The following is a 23,857-nucleotide window of genomic DNA, read 5'->3' on the forward strand; positions in this document are numbered from 1 at the left end:
ATGAAATTAATTGAAGTTCAAGCACATGGATTTAAATCATTTGCCGACAAGGTTTCATTAAAATTTGATGGTGGTATTGTTGCTATCGTTGGACCAAACGGTTCAGGAAAAAGTAATATTAACGATGCGATTCGTTGAGTGCTTGGTGAAAGCTCATCAAAAGCTTTACGGGGAGATAATATGGAAGATGTTATCTTTGCTGGTTCTGAAAGCCAAGACGAAATGGATAAAGCAGAAGTTATTTTAACTTTTGATAATACTGATAGAGCGGTATCTATTCCTTATGATGTTTTTACAATTAGTCGTGTTCTACATCGTGGAAAAGGTTCTAATGAATATTACATCAATGGTGAATTAGCAAGAATGCGTGATATTAAAGAAATTGCAATGCAAAGTGGAATTTCTAAATCTTCACTCGCGATTATTTCACAAGGAACAATTTCAGATGTTGCTGAAGCAACCCCTGAAAGACGTCGTGAATTCTTTGAAGAAGCAGCTGGAACAAGCATGTATAAATCAAGAAAAGCAGAGGCTGTTAAAAAACTTCAAAAAGCTGAAGAATCACTTGCTGGAATTTCAACAGTTGTTGCTGAGGTTGAAAAACAATTGGGTCCATTACAACGTCAAGCAGCAAAAGCAAAAACTTACTTAGAAAAAACAGCACAACTAAAAGAAGTAGAAGTGTCTTTATTAGTTCACGAACTAACAGAAGCTAAAGAAAAAATTTCTAAGATGCAATTAAATGTTGGAAGCAGTGAAGAAAACCTTATAAAACTAGATTCAGATATTAAAGAATTGAGTGAAAAACAAAAAATCTTTACTGACCAAAGAATTGCCTTGGAAACAGAAATTTTAAAATTAAAAAATGAAGTTGAAAAAATAAATGAAGAAATTACTGATTTAAAAGTTCGTGAAGCTCAAACCAAACAACAACAACAATGAATTTTAGAAGGTAAAATTCAAGTTTCACACGAACAAAAAATTTCAACAATTAAACAAAGATTAGATGAATTAAACAATCAAATCTCAGGATTTAAACAATTAGAAATTTCATTTGAAAAACAAGCTGATGAAGAAAGTCAAATGACTGCTAATTTAAATTCAGAAATTTATAATCTTTCAGTGCAAAGAAATCAAACAAAAGATGAACTTTCAAAAGTGAGTGCCCGTCTTGAAAGTTTTAAAGATATGCGTGATAACAAAATTCACATGCAAAAAGCTACAAAGATTATTGTTGAAAATTCGCATTTATTTAAAGGATATAAAGGAACAGTTGCGCAACTGCTTCAAGTACCTTCTGAATACTCATTAGCAACTGAAATTGTTCTTGCTAACACATTACAAAATATTGTTGTTAGTGAGCCACAAGTTGCGGTTAATGCAATTGAATTTTTAAAGAAAAACAAAGGTGGTAGAACAAGTTTTATTCCCTTGTCATCTATTCAAGAACGTTATATTCGTGAAGATCATATTCGTGTCGCTAAAACACATCCTGGATTTATTGGAATTTTAGGGGATTTAATCACAACTAAAAAAGAATTTGATGTGTTAAGAAAATTTTTACTAGGACACATTATTCTTGCTAATAACATTGATCAAGCTAACCAATTATCGCAACTTCTTGAAAAAAGATACATGATTGTAACCCTTGAAGGGGATATTATAAGAAGTGGTGGAGTTATTACAGGGGGACAAGCACCTCAGTCAAATAATACTTTTGGACTTGATGAAAAAATTCGTGATCTTGAATCAATTATCCCAGTGCTTCAAGAAAAAATAACTAATTTTGATAATCAGCTACAAAACTTAATGTATAAAAAAGACAATCACTCGTCAACAGCGCGTGAATTAATGGTTGAAATTTCTAAGTTAAGAGATAAAAGAACTCAATCAAATCAAGAATTTGATGAACTTAAAATTCAATATGAATCATTAACAAACGAAAAAATTAAACTTGAAGAAAATGTTGATTTTATTAACTCTATTGAGTCATTATCAGCACAAAGAAGTCAAAAACAAGCAATAATCAATACAAAACAAGATACACTGAGAGAAATTAATCACAATCTAAGCAGTGTCATGGAACATAAGAGTTCGTTAGATCGAGATTATAAATATTACTCACAACAATTCAATAGTTATTCAGTTGAAAAAACAAAAAATGAATCAATTATTGAACAGGCTACAAAACGTTTAAGCGAACAATATTCATTGTTGTATGAAACAGCCAAAGAAGAATTTTATAATCCTGAAATTGACTACAGCACTTCAAAGAAAGTTGTTCAAGAATTGCAACAAGAAATTCGTGAATTAGGTAATGTTAATGTTCAAGCTATTGAAGATTTAAAAGAAATTCAAGAACGTTATGACACAGTAAAAGCGACAGAAACAGAATTAAGCGAAGCAAAAGCAACAATTGAAAAAGCCATTGATGAAATGGATAAAATCATTATTTCAAGAATCAAAAATACAGTTAATTTAGTAAACGCTGAATTTAAATATGTATTTAACAAAATGTTTGGTGGTGGAATGGCAGAAATTCGTTATACCGACCCCGAAAACCTTCTTGAATCTGGGTTAGATATTATTGCACAGCCACCCGGAAAATCAATTAAAAATTTAAAATTATTTTCAGGTGGAGAAAAAGCTTTAATTGCTATTTCTTTATTGTTTTCAATATTAAAGGCAAAACCACTTCCCCTATGTATATTAGATGAGGTTGAAGCGGCGCTAGATGAAGCAAACGTCATCAGATTTGCTGAATTCTTACATAAACTAAAACAAGATACTCAATTCATTGTTATTACACACCGTCAAGGAACAATGGAAAGAGTTGATACACTTTACGGGGCAACAATGCAAAACCGTGGAGTTACAACATTCTTTGCTGTTGAATTAGCAAAAGCAAAAGAATTAATTGATGAAAACCAAGGAGAAAAATAATGGATAAAAATAAATTAAAACAAGATTTTTATGATGAAGTAAACAGGGAATGATTAGCAACAGCTACTATTCCAGCAGATAGAACTTCTAATGGTTCTTTTTATGAAATACATGATAAAATCGAAGAACTATCAAAACAGTTATTCAATGAATGAGCAACAGATGATTCTAAGATTCCTAATGATGAAAAAATTCAACAATTCATTAAGTTTTATCGTATGTCAATGGACTGAAACAAAAGAAATGAGTTGGGAGTAGAACCTATTTACAAATTAATTAATGAAATTGAACAAGTAAATTCATTTGGTTCATTATTCGCTGATTATAAAAAATATAATTTATTAGGTTTATATACACCAATTGAATATGGTGTTGATAGAGACTTTGAGGACTCAACTAAACAAGTTCTTTTTGTGTCTCACCCTGAATTGTTATTAAACATTAAAACTCTTTATGACGATAAAGAAAGAAAACAAAAACTTTATGACGTTTTCCGTTCAATGTCAGTAAAATTATTGACAAAAATCGGAAAAACTGAAGAACAAGCAAACAAATTAGTAGATTTAGCATTAGATTGAGATCAAAAATTATTACCACTAACAATGTCACCTGAATACTCAGCTGAATATACAAATCTATATAACCCTACTGATGTTGAAAAGTTAAATTCATATTCAAAACAAGTGAATTTCCAAGACTTAGCACACCAATTAGTTGAAAAACCAGTGAAAAATTTAGTTGTAACTTATCCTGAATTCTTTGAAAAAATTGATACATTAATAAGTGATGAAAACTTTGCTTCTTATAAAGCAATGATGCTGATTTTAGCTTTAAGAAAATATTCAAGATATTTAGATGATGAAACAAGAAAAATTGGTGGAGAACTAGGTAGAGCAATTAGTGGAATTAAAGAACCTGAATCACCAGAAAGATTTGCATTACTAACTTCATTAAGTCCTTTCCAAATGATTTTCGGTTTATATTACGCAAAAACATATTTTGGGCCAAAAGCAAAAGCTGATGTTGAACGTTTAGTTAAAAATATGATTGAAATTTACAAACAAAGACTAAACAAAAACGATTGACTTTCAAGAGCAACAATTGACATGGCTATTAAAAAACTAGATTATATGACTGTTTCAGTTGGGTATCCAGACGAAATTGAATCATATTATGACTCAATGATTACTAAAACTTATGAAGAAGGTTCAAACGTTTTAGAAAATATTTTAGAATTTGACAAATTAAGAATTGAATATTCACTTTCAAAATTTGGTGAACCAGTTAATAACAAATTATGATCAATGTCTCCAAGTGAAGTAAATGCTTACTTTTCTCCTGTTGAAAATAAAATTGTCTTTCCTGCTGCAATTTTACAAAAACCATTTTACTCATTAGACCAATCAAGTTCTAAAAACTATGGTGGAATCGGAGCAGTTATCGCTCACGAAATATCACACGGTTTTGATAATAATGGTGCAAAATTCGATGAAAAAGGAAACATGAAAAATTGATGAACAGAAGAAGATTTCAAAAACTTTGAATTAAAAGCACAAAAAATGATTGAACAATTTGATGGAGTAATGACTGAAGTTGGTCCATGTAACGGTAAACTAGTTGTTAGTGAAAATATTGCTGATAATGGAGGAGTTGCTTGTGCTTATGAAGCAGCTAAATTAGAAAAAGATTTCAATGCAAAAGATTTCATGATTAATTTTGCAACAATTTGAAAATCTATTTACTTACCAGAAACATCAAAAAACCTTCTATTGCACGATGTTCACGCACCAACAAAATTGAGAGCAAATATTCAAATTGCAAACATGGATGATTTTTATACAGAGTTTGATGTTACAGAAAACGATGCAATGTATATAGCACCTGAAAAAAGAGTAAAAATCTGATAACTTATTAAAAAAAACGCAAAAAGAATGCGCTTTTTTTAATTTAAGTAGAATAAAAAATATATTTTGGTCTTTTTTCATTAATAAAATTGAAAAAACTCGAATAATGTTATTATTATAACAATACTTTCTATATATGGAAAAACAAAAATTGGAGGTCCTATGGACAATGTTGAAAAAAATAACAAACTAGAAGTTGAACAAACTGAAGTTACTGATACAAATGAAACAAACTTAATTGAAACACAAAAATCCGGAGAGGAATTGAAATCAATAAAAAGAAAAAAAATTTGAATGGGAATAATAATTTTTATTGCCATTGTTTTATTAGTATTCTTAGCTATTGAAATAGCATATATAGCTGATTTCATTAGATATAAAGGAACCGATTCTAATGGACTTCTTTTAACAAAAGCTCAAAGAGTTCACGGTTTATTCGGAATTTTTAAAGAAAACTAATTAAGGAGATTTATGAAATCAAACACCAAAAAAGTTTTAACAACCGTTTCTTTAACAGCTGGTTTTAGTGCTATTGCTGGTCTAGCTGTTGCATTGTCACTAGTTCATGAACAAAAAGAAGTTGTTTACAACTTTGTAAAATCAAACAATATTTATGAAGTTTTAAAAGCTCAAAGTGATAGATTACAAACAAAAGCTCAAAGTGAATCGCTAACACCACAGCAAAAAGCTAATTATGATAATATGATTAATTATGCAAACCAATTATTAAAAAATAAAAACGCATCAATCAAATCAATGGTTGCTTTAAAAAATGATATGCAATTTACAGAAGCACTTGATAATGTATTAAACCACAATAAAGATGATGACGAAATCAATAACTCATTTAATGAATTGAAGACTTTCATTAAAGACACAGACTTTAAAAATAAATTAGATACTGTTTTCGAAGATTACAAAACCAGTCAACAAGAAGATGCAAAAGAAGTTTTTACAAAACAAGTAAATGATTTAAGAAATCAACAAAAAGATTCAATCAATGAATTAGAATCTGGAATTTTTACAATACTTGAAAACGATATTCGTTTTGCAAGTTTATTAAAATCAAAAGATTTAGAAAATAGAGTATTAAACACAAATCAGAAATTAAGAAATACCTTAAATTCTGAAACACTGTCAAATGATACAATGCAAGAATTAGCATTAATTTTTGAAAACACTTTTAATTCATCTTCTCAAGTTCAAAACAAAAACTATGCACAAATTTCATCATTAATGGTTCAATACCAAAACAAATTAAATAATGTTATTGACTTAATTGAATCTTCAGCGATTGACGATGATAATAAAAAAGAATTAACAAACCAAGTTAATGAACTAAAACAAAACATCTTTAATTTTAAGGCTTTAGAAACACTTTCATCAATAGGAATAGAAGAATCTCTTGATGAATATGTTAATAACTTATATTCAGAAATTGAAAATAACTTTTTAAATAAAGAACAACTCAAAAATAAATATAAAGAACAAATTTTAAAAATTCAAAACTTACAAGAAAACTCAAATCCTGAAATTATTAAATTCACCAGTAAATTACTTGAAAAATATAATATTAATGAGGATGACACAAAAGAGGACTTGCTATCAAAAGTAAGTGGAATTCAAAAGGATAGTATTGATTTATTTCTTTTAAAATCATTAGTTAAAAAGACTAATGACATTTTTTCACTAAATAATTCACTAAAAACTTTTGACAATGATAGACAAAACACTTTAAATAATTCTTTACTAGAAGCTCAAAATAGCAACGATATTGAAGATGCATTGCAAAAATACTCAGCATTATATTTAAATGTTGAGTCTAATTCAAATCTTGTTAATAATTTAAAGAGCGCTTTAAAAGAATTAAAACAACAAGTTGAATATTCAATTGATAATCATGAATTTAACGGACTAAATAATCAAATTAAAAAAGATTTGGAATCTTTAAAATCTGACATTGATTTAGCATTGGCAACAGCCATGCCAGTCGAAGGTGTTATTTCTAAATTTAAAGAATTAAGCGAAAAAGAAAGATTAATAAATAAACAAGAACTATCTAATTTAATTAACAATTCAGATAACTTTTTAAGCAAAACTGTTTTAGATGAAACAAGAAACAATTTTACAAAATTAATTGAAAATTCCAAACCTCTAGTAGATGCTTTTTCTGGCGCAACAAGAGAACAGCTACAATTTAAAATCAAAGAATTTAAGCAACAAGAAGAAAAAATTGTTATTGAAAATTCAAATAACGCAAATGAAAATTTAGCAAGTCAAGTTATTAAAACTGTCAAAAATGTTTTCGGGGAACAAAGAAACGAAACCAAAGAATCATTAATAAAAAACTTAGAAGAATTAGAAACTAAAGCACGATTAGTAAAAGAAGATTCAAGTTTATCTTTTGCTGAAAAACAAGAACAATTAAATGAAATTAATACAACTATTAATGCTATTAAAGATAGAGTTGAAGACTATCATGATTTAGATACTTTAATTCCTGAAGCAAATGATTTGGTTGCGGGTTTAGATGAAGATACTAAACAAGCACTTTCAAGAGAAGTTAAACTAATTAATGCTTTAGTAGAGCAAGCAAATATTGATTTTAAAAATCCAAATACTTCTGATCCTCAAGGAACAAAAGAAAAATTACAAAAGGCAATCAATGATTTAAAAGAAGCAAAAATTCAATACAATCTAAATAGAGTATATAAACCAGCTGTTGATAAAACAAATGATAGTTTTGGACCATATCGTGTTAATAATGCTGATACACCATTAGAACAAAAAATTTTATCTCAATTAAAGGAATTGCGTGATGAATATCTAAATTCAGAAACAACTGATCAAAGACGCAAAAAAATTGAAGAAAAAATTCAAAAAATAAGTGAAAGCGCTGAATCAGCAGCTTTATTAGAAGATCAAGCTAACAAACTAGCGTCAGTTATTGAAAAAGCAGAATTGATAAAAAATAATAAACCAACTAAAGAAATTGAAAATTCACGTGAAAATTTACAAAAAGCAAAAGATTTAATTGCAAAAGCAAATGAAGATGGTATTACAAGCCCTGAAGACTATAATAAATTGACTGAAACATTAAAGCAAAGCAAAAAAGATTTAGATATCGCAATTAGTCTTTCTAAATTGCACACTGAAGCTGATGAGCTTTCTAAGAGTCTTTACAAAGGTGAAGATTCTAATATTTCTCCATATAAAAATGTTAATGATGCAATTCAAAATCTTTTAAATCAAAGAACTCAAATCGTAAACACACCAAAACAAAATTTAACACAAGAACAAGTGGATTCTTTAACTGAAAAAATTGAAAAACAACAAAAACTAGCCAAAAAATTAAATGAAGCATTACTTAAATTGAAAACAATTGATCCTGCTGAAAATTCAATCGCATACAACAGTTTAAAAACAGTTATTGAAAATTCTATAATTAATGAAGCTGACGCAACCTCTGACATCCAAAGTAAAATCTCTAAATTAAATCTTGCTATCGAACGTTCACAAGTAATAATTGACTCAGAAAAATCAGTGGATGAATTATCAAAAGTTTATACAGATGAAGATCGTAAAAAAGCTATTTTTGCGGATAACATTGCAGCAACCGATGAAAAATTAGAACAATTTAAAGAAATTCTTAAAAATCCAGAATCTTCGCTTTCAGCACTTAAAGTAATGAAAACTAAAGCTGAACAAGAAACAAGAAAACAAAAAGAAGCAAAAGAAGAAATTCAAACACAATTTGATAAAACTAAATCATCTATTGAAGAAAAATATCAAAATCTTGTTAATGATGCAAAATCAGACAACATTGTTGATGAAAACAACGAAGCGGCTCTCCCAAAACTGAAAGATTTATGAGAAAAATACAATGAAATAAAATCTAATAATGCAACAACCCAGCAACAGTTAGACGAAATTTTACAAAAAATGGATTTAGCTGCCAAAAAAGACACTTTTAACTTTAAAAAAGCAAAACTAGAAAAAGAAATTTCAAAATTAGCTGACAGACAAGATCCTTTAGCAGACGAAATAAAACAAAAAATGTCTGATGCTGTTATTGCACTTTCTAAATCAGTTGAAAATGAAAGTGACTCTTCTTCTAAAGGTGTTCAAAATGTTGCTGATAAAGTTAAAAAACTTGCGGATTTAAATAGTTTATTAACAAAACAAAATGAAGCCTTAGATAGAATCAATGAGTTAAAGGCTAAACCAGCTAATGATGCTCTTGTAAGTCCGGAAGCTTTAGAAAAAGCTATTAAAGACAATTATCCATCTGACAGTGACACAGCAAAAGAACTTGAAACAAAAATTCAAAATTTAGGTTCAAAAATAATTGACTCATTTAGCCTAGAAGATTCAAAAAATCGTGAAAAAGAAAGAATTTCACAGTCAAAAGAAATATTTGATAATTCTGTTTCAGATTCTTTAGACCCTGAATTTAAATCAACTATTGATTCTTTATTTAACAATCTTTCAGAAGAAAATAAAGCAGCATCTTCAGTAACTGAAGTTAAAGAGATTGATAAAAAATTAGATGAATTAAATAAAAAATACGAAGAGAGTCGCCAACTTGCAAAAACTGTAAAAGATGCAAGTACAGCAGTAAGTAATTTACCTACAGATTCAGAACAACTATCACCTGCTGAAGCAAGAATAAAAGAATTGATTAATACACAAATTACTGAATCTCAACAAATGTATGGTGATTTAACTATTCAAGATTCTGAAATTTCAGATAAAAAAGATACACTTAACTTACTGATTGAACAATTAAGAAGAGCATCAAATATCAAAGGTTCAAAAGATATGTTGCTTGAAAAATTAGATTTACTAACTTATCCTGCTGGTACAGGAAATTTTGGTGAACCTTCGGATAGAAAAGAAGGTTTCAAAAAATATATTACACAGTTATATAATCAATCACAAGATCCTAACATTAAAATAGAAGAAACAACAAGAATTACCATTGAATTTGACAAAATTGATAAATTACTTGATGCTCAAAAAACAAAAATAGCTGAACAAACAACAATGTTGAATACACAAGGATACAGTTCTCATTCGTGAAATTATGAAATTGATGCTAAAAACTTTGCTGATGCTATTTTAAAATCAATTCCTAAATTTGAAGTTACAAACGATAAGCTAAAAGAGTCTAATTTAAAAGCTCTTAAAGAAACATTAGAAACATCCACATCACAGATTAACGAAGTATTTGTTAACAGAAAAGAAGTGATGGACTTTATTAATGGTGAAACAACAGGTTTAGTTGATAAAGTAACTGAATCTTTAAAAGATACTGCAACATCACAAACAGACGAAAAATACCAACTTTTAAAAACAAAATTAGAAACATTCTTTAACAAACAATCACAAGAAGTTAATGATTTGAATTTTGCAGATTTAAGACAACAAAACCACACAATTTCTGAATACGAAAATATTTTAGAAATTATTAGCAATCACAGAAAAGATGCAAACACTATTTTTTCAAATTTAAATATTTATAAAAATATTGCCGATTCAGTAAAACATGCAAAAGATGAAATTGCTAAAATAGAATCTGAAAGTGACTTAAATTCAAATAGAGTGATGCAAAAGGAAATTGCTCGTTTAAATGAACAAGAAACAGGTTTAATTGATAAATCTGAAAAAATGTATGCTAATTTAAATGATTCAAGAGTAGTTTTAAATCAACAAGTTACAAAGATTGAAACACAAGTTGCAAAACTATATTTAGTAAAGGCTTATTACTTAAAAGCAAAAGAAATTGAATCTAATAATGTATTGGAAGCGGCAGAAAAAAGACCATTAAATGATATTCTTGTTACTGCATTTCAAGAAATTCAAAGAAATTCATCTCTTAATAGTGCGGATGGCTTTAATGCATTAAGAGTTAAGTATATTGATGGTTCTGGAAGTTTTTCAGTATCAAGAGCAATGGAAAACTCATTGAAGTTACACAATATAATTGAAGAAGCTAGAACATGACAAGCATCTGATTCATCGCGTGAAAATGCAAAAATGAAGGAATACTACAAAAAATTAAATCAATATATCGACAAAGCTATAGTGGACAACTCAACAATTCCTTCACAATATCAAAGAGATAACCAATTACAAACTAAAGATATTGCAATTCAATCAATAAATTCAAACAAAGAAGAAATTATCAGTAAAATTAGTGATTCATTTACAGGAATTATCGCTCTAATTAAGAAAGAAAAAACTGTAGAGTTAAATGAACAATATACAAGAGCTAATTCATTATTAAATTTCATTAAAACTCAATTTAATCTTGTTTCTGGAACTAATAATGTTAGCCCATTAATGCCTAATTTTGAATCGGATGCTGTAACCCCGTTAAACAACATTAATATAAGTAGCGGGCAAGTTCTAGATGATTACAATTCAAAACTAGCAACTTCAAAAGATTTATATAAACAGCAAATAATTAAATTATTTACATGACAAAAAAATCACTTAACTTCAGTTGCAAATAAATTGAAAAAATACATTGATTTATTAAAAGATGGAGTAACAGGAAATAGCGATAATTTAGCTCCTGAAATGATTGCTTTATATCAAAAAATTACTGGCACAACTAATGAAGAATTAGATTCTTGAAACAATACAGTTGCTCAAGCTCTGGAAGCAGCAAATATTGATCCTAGTGATTTTAGATACTTAGATAATTATCGTGTTGAATTTTTATCAATATTTAAATCAAAAATTGACATAATTAGTGATATTTATCAAACACTTAAATCAAACTCAACAGCGAAAATGATTCAAGGAAAAGAACAATATACTGGATTTAAAGCTCAATTTGAAGACTTATCATCATCTCAAGATGATTCGTCTGCAAATCAAATAAGAAATGTACTAAAGTTAATCAATAAGTTTAATGGAACATTACAAAGTAATATTGAAAACTTTTTAAGAGACTATCCCCAATTGGAAAGCTTGGAGAATAATTTAACCGATAATGAAGAATCTAATATTGACTATAATGTTGAAACACACCAAGATATTGAAGAGCAAAGAAAAAATACATTCAATTCATACCGTGACTATGCAAAAACACTTGTTAATATTGATAATATCTTAAATAAGATTTTATTTGGCGATAGCTTAGATGAAAATAGTTCGTTAAAACATATATTTAATGATTACATTGATAAACGAACAAATTTTGAACAAATGTTAGGCTTTGTCGCTAATAATCAAGAACCATTTAATAAATTTGATACAGATAATTTAGACTCTAATCCTTATTTTGCTGCAATAAATAAGGCGTATTTCGTTCAAACTTCAACAGCCAAGGCAATACAAAACGATATAAATACACAACTTAATTTAAATACTCAAAGCGTTCCAGCTGAATTAGATCTATCAACAAAAGCATTCAAAGTAATTAAAAACTTAAGAGCATGACTGTTGCAAAAAGCGAACTTACAATATTTCTTTAATTTCTTAAGACAAAATGTTAATGGTCAAAAATATCAAAATTATGACAATATTGTTACTTTAGATTCTTCTTTAACTGAAACATTTTTACAAAAATTAAACGAAATTCCAGTATCCGAAAATACATTCACCAAAAACGATAAAACATATCAATATAAAGTACTAAATGGGCAAAATGGTTTATTAGATTTATTTAAAGAGTTTAACATTTTAAAAACTTCTTCAGGTCTACCATTACCTTACAACTTAGATAATGTTAAAGTTTACGTTTATGCTGAAAAACCATCTTCAGGTAATGCAGAATTTGCAAAAGTTTATTTACAATCAGATACATCAATTAAAAAAGTTGCTTTAAATTTAAGATTTGTATATGAACCAACAGCACAGCAACATGATACAGAATTTAATGATGTTCCTTCTTTTGAATATGACTTTGAAAATATACTTGTTACATTCAAAACATATGATTGAATGCGTGTAAGAAAAGCTAACTTTGAAGGTGCTTCTGATCAAGCTATTCAAAATAATATGACTACAAGCGGACTTTTCTCAATGAATGAGGCGGGTTGAAATAAATACACAATAGTGCCTAACTATTTAGCTGCATTTATGAAAAATTCATTCTATGAATTAAAAACACGGGGAATAGGTTCATTCTCAGATAATGCAACAGTTAGTGTAGATGATGCGGATCAAAAGAATCCAAATAATAATGCTTCATCACCATCATTTAGAGTTAAGTTTGAATATAACGATAATTTTGTGTACACATTTAATGGTACAAATTATAAACAATATGCAAGATCTGATGGTTCTAAGTTTGTTTACTGAGCACCAATGGAAACAAAATTAGAAATTGAAGGAACAAAATATAAATATTCTTACTATATCGACTTAGCGGTTCCTATGGTTTCAACAACAGATAATACAAAATTTATAATCATTAACCTTCACCAATTATTTAAAGGTGAGGTTGACACAGCTTCAGACGAAAACTTCAAAATAACAATGGGTTATGGAGTTAATACAAGTGATCAAGGTCAAGAAGGAAGTGAATTTAGAGTTGTTTATCCTGATTTCGACAGTAGTCCATCAGCAAAAACAGTCGAAGGAACTTCTATAAGTGTAAATACTTCATTGACTCAAGAATTTTTAAATAATTCTTATAAACAAGCACAACAATGAGGTCTTGAAAATAACTTGCCAGAAGCATTTGCAAGAAAATTAGCAAGTTCTCTAACTGGTCGTGCAGACCGTTTAGGATATGTTTGAGATACTAGATTCTTAACAGAAACTTCGAAAAGATGATTCAATGGAGCTGTTAGTGGACAAACTGACAGTGGCATGTATCCAGGAACAGTCGATTTTGCAACAAAAATTAAGAAGTTTGATATTAAACTAAAACTACACTAATTTAAGGAGAAAATATGAATAAAAAATTATTATCATTAGTCGGCGTTTTAACCGTCGCAACAGTATCAGGAATTGTAGCTTTATCATTAATAAATGAAAAATTCGACAGTTCAAAAACTGATTTTAGAAAAACTTTTGAAAAAACAAGTCAACAATTTTCAACATATTCAAACTTCTTAAATTCAGACAAAAATAAAACAGAAGAATTAAACCAATTATTTAAAGAAGCTAAAAACAACTGAAAAGAAAACAAAAATATAAATGATATTTTTGAATCTACAAATAAATTTGAAAACGAATTTTTTGATCAATTTACACAGAGCTTAATATCAAAAATTTCTGATGACAAAAAACTAAACGATAATGAATTAATGGAAGCTAAAATTGTTTTGTATACTCAAAGAAACAGAATTAGTGAAGCAGAACTATTAAAAGAATTCGATAATTTAAATAATACTGATATTGATTCTTTTATTAAAAACTTTAATGATATAAGTAAAGAACAAAAAAACTTTTTTGTTAACTCATTCACCAAATCTTTAAAAACCGTTTTAGATTCACGAAAAAGTATTATTTCACCTTTATTAAATCCTGAAAATCCTTTATCACTTGATAATATGAAAATAGGAATTGAAGAATTTTTTAACGAGGGTGTTTCAAATAAAGCAAAAACAATTTTTGATCAAATTAAAAAAGAAGTTTTTTCAAAAGAATTTAGAAAAAATGAAATTGATTTAGCGTTGAAAAGTATTAAAAATAATTACAACAATTATTTAGAAAACAAAGAACAATTTGAAACATTAAAAAATAGTCTGTCAGACAAAATGAATCAATTAAGTTCTAGTCTTAACAATAATTATTTACAACAAAATATTAAAGATATTATTTCTAAATATTTAAATAATTTAAAAGCAAAACAAAATATCGCTGAAACATTGGATGACTTTAAAAAACTTCAAAAAGAAACAGAATTAGCGTTAGAAACAGTTAATGATACTCAAAGAAATCTTAATGAGTTAAAAAATAACTTAAGAACTTTTGTTGTTTCAATGGATGATAAATTACAACCATTACAATTGTTGGCAAACAGAATTAAAAATAATAATGATTATCCTAATTTTATTGACAGTACAAATGATAAAAATGCTTTTATTAACCAAAAAGCTAAATTAGTTTTAGAGTTATCTAATCTCTATAATTCACTTCAAACAATTAACCAAGTTAATGATTTCTTGAAACAAAGTCAAGGTAATAATACATTGCTAACCACTGAGGTTAAATACTTTAATGACCAAATTGTTAAAGCAGTAAATGATTCGCAAGATTCTTTCTCGCTTGAGAAATCTATTAAAGGTATAACACAAGAATTATCAAATCTTATTCAAATTAAACAACAGTTATATAACTTACAAGATTCAATTGATTCAACAAAAATAAGACTTCAAACAAATTCTGAAAAATTAACAAAAACACCTGATTTATTTAGCTCTATTTTAAGTGCAGAAAACAATTTATTACAAAACTTGGCCCAAACACTTAAAAAGACTTCACTAAAACCAAGTGAATTAAGTATCATTACGAAATCTTATAATGAATTGCATCGTCAAGATCTTAAATCAGAATTGAAATTATTAGTAAAATTATCAAAAGAAAACATTGAAAAACTTTCAACTGTAGATGCTAAACAAAACGAAAATATTATTGTTGCATTAAATGATTTAAATGCAAAATCAGAACCAATGATTTTGGAATTTTCAGTATACTCAAGTCCTGAATTAGAAAAACAAATAAAGAAATATTCATCTTTATTATTAAAATCAGAATACAACATCTACATTGAGCAACTTCAAAAGTCTTTAGATGAGTCCCAAAAGATTTTAAATTTAACATACAATAAAACAAGTGATCCTAACTGAAAACCATCGAAAAACGAAAAAAGTCAATTAGACATTTTAAAGAAATATCAAGAGCAATTAGATAATCTAAAAAAACAAGCAGATACAAATAATAATTTAGAACCTGAATTTATTAATCTTGGCAATCGAATTAATAATTTAAAGGGCAAAACCAAAGGATTAAATGATTTAAATACAATATCAAAAGATGCTGATGAACTTATTGATAGCATTTCACAAAATCCAGAAAAAGCAGAATTATTAAAAGATAAAATTGACTTACTTAAAAAGATACAAGACAAGGTTGTAAACGCTTTTAAAGACGAAAGTTTATCTATAGAAGACATTAACAAATTAAATAAAGAACTTTTAGATGCATATGAAAATTTAAATAATGCAAATGGCTTAAATGATTTAAACGATTCATTAAATAAATTACAACAAAAAGTAAATGAAACTTATAATAACGATTTTAAGGGTTCACAAGGAAATAATGTTTTAAACGCCAAAATCGAAGCACTTAAAAATAAACTTAAGTTAAAACATTTATCAGATGACGACAAGCTTAAAATTGGACAAGATATTCAAAAATTATCTGATTCAGTATCTTTAGTTTTTGAATTAGACAAAAATATTAAAGAAAACCAAGAAACAAGTAAAGTAGTGAATACTGATGAATTTGCTTCTAAAAACGTTGAAAAAGCAACTGAAGAATCAAAAAATGAAATTCATAAAGCAACTCAGCTTATTGAAATGATTAACAGCAGCCAAATTCCTGATTTAAAAGATTTACAAGCTGAAAAGAAAGCATTAGAAAACACAGCTTCTGAGCTAAATATTTCATTGCAACGTGACATTATTAACAATAAAAATTCAAAAATCCAATCTCAACAAACAAATTCAAGAGAACCTGAAGCTCAAAAATTCAACCAAAAAATTTCTGAAATTAACTCATTAGCTAAAGAATCTGAAAAAGAAAATGGATTAAATACATTAAAAAGTACAGCAGATAAATTTAAGGCATTTGTTCCTCTTGCTGATGTGACAAATAAAGCTTTAGGATTTGCTAATAACAACAAAAATGATGATCCACAGATTGTTACTGAACTTAATAAAATAATTTCAGAAAATTTAATATCTGCAAATGATGATCCACAAACTTCGCAAGAAAAATATGAAAAAATAGAAAAAGCATTACAAAAAGCAAAGGCGCAAAAAGACTTAAAATCTTCGCTTGTTGATTTAAATAGAATTTTAGGTAGTGAAAAAGGTAAAGATATTTATCAAGATATTGCGGATGAAATTGATTCTTTAAATTCTGAGTACGAAGATGCAGTTACTTCTGATTTCCTAGACGCTGATCAATTACGAGCTAAAAACAAAGAATTACAAGAAAAAATTGCTAATTTAAAACAGAAAAAAGTAAAAATTGATAGTGATTATAATGGAAAAGTTCAAGAAATTGAAGATGATGTTATTAAAGTTACCGACACCAAAATTGATGATACACATAAATTACCAGGGCATAATAATGATCAATTCCCGCTTTATGAGAAAGCAAAACAAGAATTTAATGAAGCTAAAAATAAAGATTCTACAACAATTGAAGACTTGGATAAATTTAAGGAAAACTTATTAAATTCTTACCAAAAAGATAAATTAAACAATAGATTAGCTGCACTTGAAGTACTAAAAAATAATGATAATTTTGATTCAACAAACCTTGAATCACCAGCAAAAGAGGCTGTTCATTTAGCTAAAGACAAAATTCAAGAATTCATTGATAATTTAAACAAAAAAATCAACAATGTTGCTGCAACCCAACAAGAATTAACTAAAGCCGAAAAAGAACTTGAAGACTTTGAAAAATTAGCCGCAACTCAATTACTTGTTTCAGAGCAATTACAACAATGAAACAAAATTACTGATCCTAAACAAAAAGAATCAAAGAGCGAAGTAAATGAGACTCTTTCTAAAGCTTTAGAAAGATTAATTCCAAACTCAGCTAGTGATTATATGGATGCAGACGATAAAACTAAAGAATTAAGATTAGAATATGAAAAAGTTAAAGAAATTGATAAATGAAGAACAGACAATTACTTTGACATTGAAGATATTACTACTGGATTGCGTAACGGTCTTAAACAAGCCTTTATTGAAGCTGATCCAGGAGTTGATGATGAAGCCGCGGGAATTATTGACAGTTCATTAGATAAACTTTTAAAACAAAATGCAACAACCCAAAACATTGAAGACTTAAAGAAAATTAACTCGCTTGTAACACAATTAAAAGATAAAAAACAAGAAGTTACTAGCTTAGTTCAAGCAGTTAAAATAGGTAAAGACGCTTTAACTGATCTCGGGGATACAACTTCTGATGCAGTTTCTAAATTTAAAAAGCAATTACAAGAATCGATTTCGCTGGCTCAAAACAATTACATTCCAACACTGGAAAACGTTAATAAACTAGCAAAAATGAAAGATGATATTATTAATTTAACTGCTTATCTGAAATCAGCAAAAGAAATTGAAGATATCATTAGTCAAGCAAAACAACAATTAAATGGAACTCCAAACCCTGAAAGTCAAAAAATAGAAAACTATGTTGATTTCTTTGCATATCAAGGAACATCAGGAGAAATTAAAAAATCGCAAGTAAATAAATGACTTGACAACATTCAAGAAGATTCAATTTTTAAAACTTCAGAAGACACAAATACATTAGATACCGTAGCTGCTCAAAAAGAACTTTTAAAAGTGATGAAAGCAAGAGCACAAAAAGCATTGCTGTTAATTCAAAAGGAAAAAGTGGCTTCAGATATTATCAGTGAATGAAAACTTGCATATGAATCGGTATCAACTGATCCATTTTACGCAGGATATCAAACAGATATTGATTTAATGTTATCAACATTGTGAGATAACGCACCAATACCTTCGCAAAGATATCAAAAAGATAAAAATAATAATATTTTAGATTCACAAATTCAAAAATTAAGTAATGATATTGATCAAATTAAGAGTATTAACGAAATAAGAATTGAAAATGCTCAAAATATCAAAGAATATTCAGATAACGTTTTAGAATCAGATGAACAAGGTTCAATTAAACAAATCTATCCTTTATTGCATAAATATATTGCACGTCGTTTAAAAGATATTAACAGTCAAAATATTAGTTCTAAAGAACTTCAAGAATTAAAGTCAGAAACCGATACCAATGCAATAAATCAACAAATTGAAATTCTTAAAAATATAACTCCAAACTTTAAAGCTTTGGCAGAACAAAAAAAACTTGCTGATGAAGTATTATCAACAACAAGAGATTTTGGTTATGAAGTTATTACTGAAGCAAAAAATAAAGTTCTAAAGTTAATTGAAGAGACAATTAATAGTTATCAAACCGAAAGTAATGCCCAAAACATTGACAACTTAAAAGACAAACTAGAAGATTCAGTGCTTGAATTAAAATTCTGAAATCAATATGCACTATTAAAATATGAAGTTGATTCAAACGGAACTCTTTCTCAAGCAGAAAAACAAGTAATCTTTGATAAGTTGGAAAATGTAAGCAGAATGGTTAATGATGGTCAAGAACAAGCTAGTGATAAAGCTGCATTCTTTGACAACTTGTATAACACATATTTAAATCCTGAAACACATACAAACGATTCTATTCCATATGTTTTTGCAAACTCAAAAAATTTAAGACAAAGTATAGATAAAGCTTCTGAATATTTCTCATACCAACAAAAAGGTTCAAAAGCATATTTAGAATCCTCAAAATCAAATGAAGAATATGAAAAACTTCAAGAAGTATTGAATGGATTAAACTCAATTAACACTGTACAAGATAACGACGAAAATGCAAAAATTACTGCTAATGAAAGTATCGACAATGCTATTAGAAATTTAGTTAATCAAAAACAAGAAGATGCAAGTAATGTAAAAGAAAAAGCAAGCTCATTATTAAACGCAATAAGAACATCTAATATTCCTTCATTAGTTGAGTTAATTCCTGAAGATTTTGAAGAAAAAGCAATTGAAGTCTTTGATAAATCGATTGATGAAAACGAAAATAAAGTAGCTGTTTTAACTAACAGAATCGAACAATCTGTGGAAGCAAGAAAAGCTTTAATTATTAGTATTTATCAACATATGCAAAACACCATAAACCAATCTAATCAAAAAATTCGTGTATTTAAAGATGAATTTGCCGATATTAAAACAAGAAAAACTGAAGAAGTTAATAGTAAATATATTGAATTAACAACAACACAATTAAATGAGTCAAATGGATTTTTAAACAGACCGTTTGACTTGGATAGCTATTTACAAGTTGGACTTGAAGATAGTGCAAATGAAGGTTATTTATCCCCAGCATTAGACTTGTTAAATACAAACAAAGAAAAAACCACTTCTTTAATTAATGCTGTCAAAGAAAGAGCTAAACAATTATTTGAAAATGAAGATTCACAAAAAGGTTTATTCCAAAAAATGTACGAAACAATTAATCCACTTACAAGTGATCAAAACAATTTATTTGATCCAGCTAAATTAGTGGAATCCAAAAACATTTGAACCACTTCATTAAAAACATTGATTGAACAAATGGTAAACACATACAGTTCTTCGATTAAAGATACAGATGATGCTAACTTATTGGCTTCTTACAATGCAAATATCGAGAAAACATATAGTTTATACTATGATTTCATTTCTAAATTCAAAGAAGAAGTGAATAAAGTTACCGAAAAAAGAAAAAATCTCGAAGAACTATTTTCAGAAATTTTCTTAAAAATAAGATGAAACACAAGTTCAGAATTTACAAATGATATTAAAGCTAATTACACTGCTAAATTACAAGAAGTAAAAACAGAATTAAACCAAATCTCAAATTTAAAAACATATGAAGCAGTAAATGAAGAACAGGCAACATTCATTTCTTCAGTATTAACACAACTGGATACTTTTATTAAATGACCTGTTGAAAATAAAATAATGTTATTTAATCAATTACTATCAACAAATATTGATGATTCATACAAAACACAATTTGATAAACGTTACAAAATTGTCGTTCCTAAATCGTCAACAACAAGAACTAAATTAGGTGAAGTTATATCGGGAATGCAAAGTTCTGATAGTGATGAAATTGATATTACAAACTCAGATGTTTTCTTGGATTTATTTAATGATTTTGCCTTTACAAAACTTGATGTTAAAAAAGGTGTAAAATCAGTTTATAATCCAAACTTTTTCAGAGTAAAAATTGTTAAAAATCAAAACCAATGATGACAACCTGATACAGCTCACGACACTGAAGCAGTCAAATACGCAAAAATCAGAATTAAATATGAATATACACCAGGAAATTTAACAGAATTTTCATCATTAACAGGAATTTCAGAGCAGACTTCTGAGTCAGGTGAATTAGTTGACTTAATAATTCCATTCCAAACCGTAAACGAAATTAAGGTTTTAGATGGATCAAGTTCATTAATTTATCAAGGTGAAAAAGTTGGATTTAATTCAAAAGTAGAAGTTTTAGATCCAGTTGAAGCCGGATGAAGTGAAACAGATAAATCACAAATCGAGCAAAAAGCTTTCAACGCCTTTAAAGATCAAGTTTTAAAAAATCAAAAATTCATTACTATTAACCCAAATGAAAATTCAGATTCATACAAATTTGAATTTATTAACTCGCCTGTTCTAAACTATGAAAATAGTGGATACTCAGCTTTATACCAATTATTTAAAAAACAAATTTTAAAAGTTACAGCTGATGACAATACAAGAGAGTTAGTGTTCTTTGAATATGTTCCAGGTTCTTTAGTTTCAGCTCCTGCAATAAATGGAGCAGCAAATGAATCTGAATATAATAACTTAACAGGCGACGATAAACCTTATTACCCATTAATACCAGAAACATCATTAATGAATGTTGCTACAACAATGCCTGGCGTTACAGTTAATGTTTACAGATTTAAATTTGATTATAGTGACACAGAACATAAATTATTTTTATACACAACTTGATTTGAATCAAATTCGTATGTAAAAAATGCTTACTTGCACGATGATTCAATAGCTTCTACAAATTTCCAAATACCAAATGGGCAAACAAGATATAATTGAAGTCCAGAAGATTTTGCAAAATATATGTCAACATACTTTGATAAAGCCGCAAACAACAATGAGTTTAGTGGTTATATTTCAAAAATATACTCAGATGGAGCGACATTTAATGGAAGTTCTACATCATTTATAAAACATGAAGATTTAAGTGAAAAATATTTTAATTACCCAGTAAATGGTAAAGGAAAATTAATTTCATTTGATAATGATAATTCGCAAGAAACACACGTTACATCAAATATTTCAGATAAACCTGCAGTTTACAATTCAGGAACTAATTTCTTTAAATTTAAAATAAGATAATAAGCTATTTAAAAAATTTAACCCCTAAAAAGTTTAAACTTTTTAGGGGTTTTTATATTTTTTGTTACATTTATTTTGAACAATCAAAGTATAAACAAAAAATAAATTTTCTTTTTTTTGTTTATTTAGTATACTAATTTCATGAGAACAAAAATAAAACAAAAATATTTTTATAATTGAAAACAGATAACAAATAGTATTTTTATAACTTTAATGGCAATAATTTTGATAGTAGCTACTCTTTGAACATTTGATGTTATCATCAATAGACAATTACAATTGGTTGCCGAAAATAAAATGCCTCACGCTGTTGTTATTTCATCTTTTACAAGGTTTTTATTCTCATTTACTTGAATATCGAATCTTGTGGCTGTTATTGCTTATTTTATTTTCTTTTTTAAAAAAGAAAATAAAACAGCTCAAAAGTTAGCGTTTGTTGCTACAACTTTAATTACTATAACTTTTTTAGTCTACTGAGCTTTAATTTTCCCCGATTCAATTAAAAGACATAGCAACGTTCCTAAATTAATTAATTCAACATTATTACATTTAGTAAATCCTGTTATTGCAATATTTTTATTGTTTTTTAATAAAAAAGATATTTTTATTGATAAAAAGACTGCTTGATTAACATTTTTACCAATTGTAGCATATTATCTTTTCGCCTTAAGCATGTATTTTATTGGCCTTAAAGCAATGGAAGGTGTGGAAGAAACTTCGCAAAACTTTATTAATTACGATCTTGTAATATACAGTTTTTTAAACTTTAAACACCCATTATTTTATTATGGGGATAAAACAATTTTAGTCATTATCTTAAATTTAGTAATGGTTTTAATAGCTTTTTTATTGGCTCCAGGAATCGCGTTTTTATATAAAAAACTTTCAAACATTAACTTCAAAAACGAAAAATAAAAAACAGAAAAGGTTTTAAGAAACAAGCCTTTCTGTTTTTTTATATAAATTATTTATTTTTCATCTTTTTCTTTTTTGTCAATATCTATTACATTTAGATAAAAATATTTAGAATTAGGTATTTTAACTTTATTTAAATCGTTGCCAAAATTTATTTTTAAATAATCACTATATTCATTTAAAGCGTTTATTTCTAAATCATTTCATTTAAAAATAACAACGTGATTAGACAGGTTAGAAATTCAACGATTCGATAATTTCTTTGAAAGGTTTTTAGCAACAAAAAATCCTTCGTAATGCCCTTCATAAGTTTTATTTACAACTTCTTTATAAGTAATTGTTTTAAAAAACACGCTTAACATTTTAGCAAAAAACTTTTTAGCTTTAATTGAAAATAAAGTTGTGTTTTTAAATGTTTTAAAATATTGCAATTTGTATCTAAATATGTTTGAAAATGAATTAATTTTTTTAACTTTTTTTAGTGTTGTAGGCATTATTAAATTAATTTTTATGAAGTTTGTGTCTTCAAAAATATTGGTTTCGTTAAAAACAAATTTTATTTGTAAATCTTTGTAAAGCGAAATAGTAGTATTATCTACAACACGAGTGGGAAATAAAAATTTTAATTTTTCGTATGAGTCGTATTTCATCATTACTTCAAAATACTCGAGATTTTGAGTGAAATCAAAGTTAGTTGCAGCTGAAAGAAGTGTGTATCCGTCAGCTGAATATCACAAATTGTTTTCTTTGCAAATATCAATAAATTCTTTTAATAATGTTCATTTTTTATCGTAAATGTTATTCATAAATAAAATTATACCTTAATTTTTTATGCACAAACCCAAACCAAAAAACCATTTT

At 27.4% G+C, this 23,857-nt stretch carries 7 protein-coding genes; 6 read left to right on the plus strand and 1 reads right to left on the minus strand.

Translation table 4 applies throughout. The annotated features are described in order from the left end of the window. The 6 genes from JV175_RS02820 (at position 1) to JV175_RS02845 (ending at position 22,996) form a co-directional block, all read left to right on the plus strand. Positions 1-2,943 carry an SMC hinge domain-related protein gene (locus tag JV175_RS02820; protein WP_205499421.1) on the plus strand — a complete coding sequence of 981 codons (2,943 nt, stop codon included), beginning with the start codon at positions 1-3 and terminating at the stop codon, positions 2,941-2,943. Continuing rightward, positions 2,943-4,850: a M13 family metallopeptidase gene (locus JV175_RS04420; protein WP_205499423.1), complete on the plus strand. Its 1,908-nt coding sequence runs from the start codon at positions 2,943-2,945 to the stop codon at positions 4,848-4,850. Before JV175_RS02820 ends, JV175_RS04420 begins: the two co-directional genes overlap by 1 nt. Positions 4,851-5,009: 159 nt before the next feature. Continuing rightward, positions 5,010-5,306: a hypothetical protein gene (locus JV175_RS02830; protein WP_205499465.1), complete on the plus strand. Its 297-nt coding sequence runs from the start codon at positions 5,010-5,012 to the stop codon at positions 5,304-5,306. 12 nt (positions 5,307-5,318) lie between these two features. Further along, entirely contained in the window at positions 5,319-13,745 is an 8,427-nt protein-coding gene (locus JV175_RS02835) for a hypothetical protein (protein WP_205499425.1), read from the plus strand. A 14-nt stretch (positions 13,746-13,759) separates the two neighbouring features. Then, positions 13,760-22,081: a hypothetical protein gene (locus tag JV175_RS02840; RefSeq protein WP_205499427.1), complete on the plus strand. Its 8,322-nt coding sequence runs from the start codon at positions 13,760-13,762 to the stop codon at positions 22,079-22,081. Between the two features lie 213 nt (positions 22,082-22,294). Further along, complete coding sequence (locus JV175_RS02845) at positions 22,295-22,996, plus strand: MAGa3780 family membrane protein (protein WP_205499429.1); 702 nt, start codon at positions 22,295-22,297, stop codon at positions 22,994-22,996. Positions 22,997-23,049: 53 nt separating this feature from the next. On the opposite strand, the gene JV175_RS02850 is transcribed toward JV175_RS02845, so the two are convergent. After that, positions 23,050-23,802, minus strand: a complete 753-nt coding sequence (locus JV175_RS02850) for a hypothetical protein (protein WP_205499431.1) — start codon at positions 23,800-23,802, stop codon at positions 23,050-23,052. Positions 23,803-23,857 lie beyond the last annotated feature (55 nt).

Origin of the sequence: [Mycoplasma] gypis, from assembly GCF_016924775.1 — a bacterium.
Taxonomy (GTDB): Bacteria; Bacillota_I; Bacilli_A; order Mycoplasmatales; family Metamycoplasmataceae; genus Metamycoplasma; species Metamycoplasma gypis.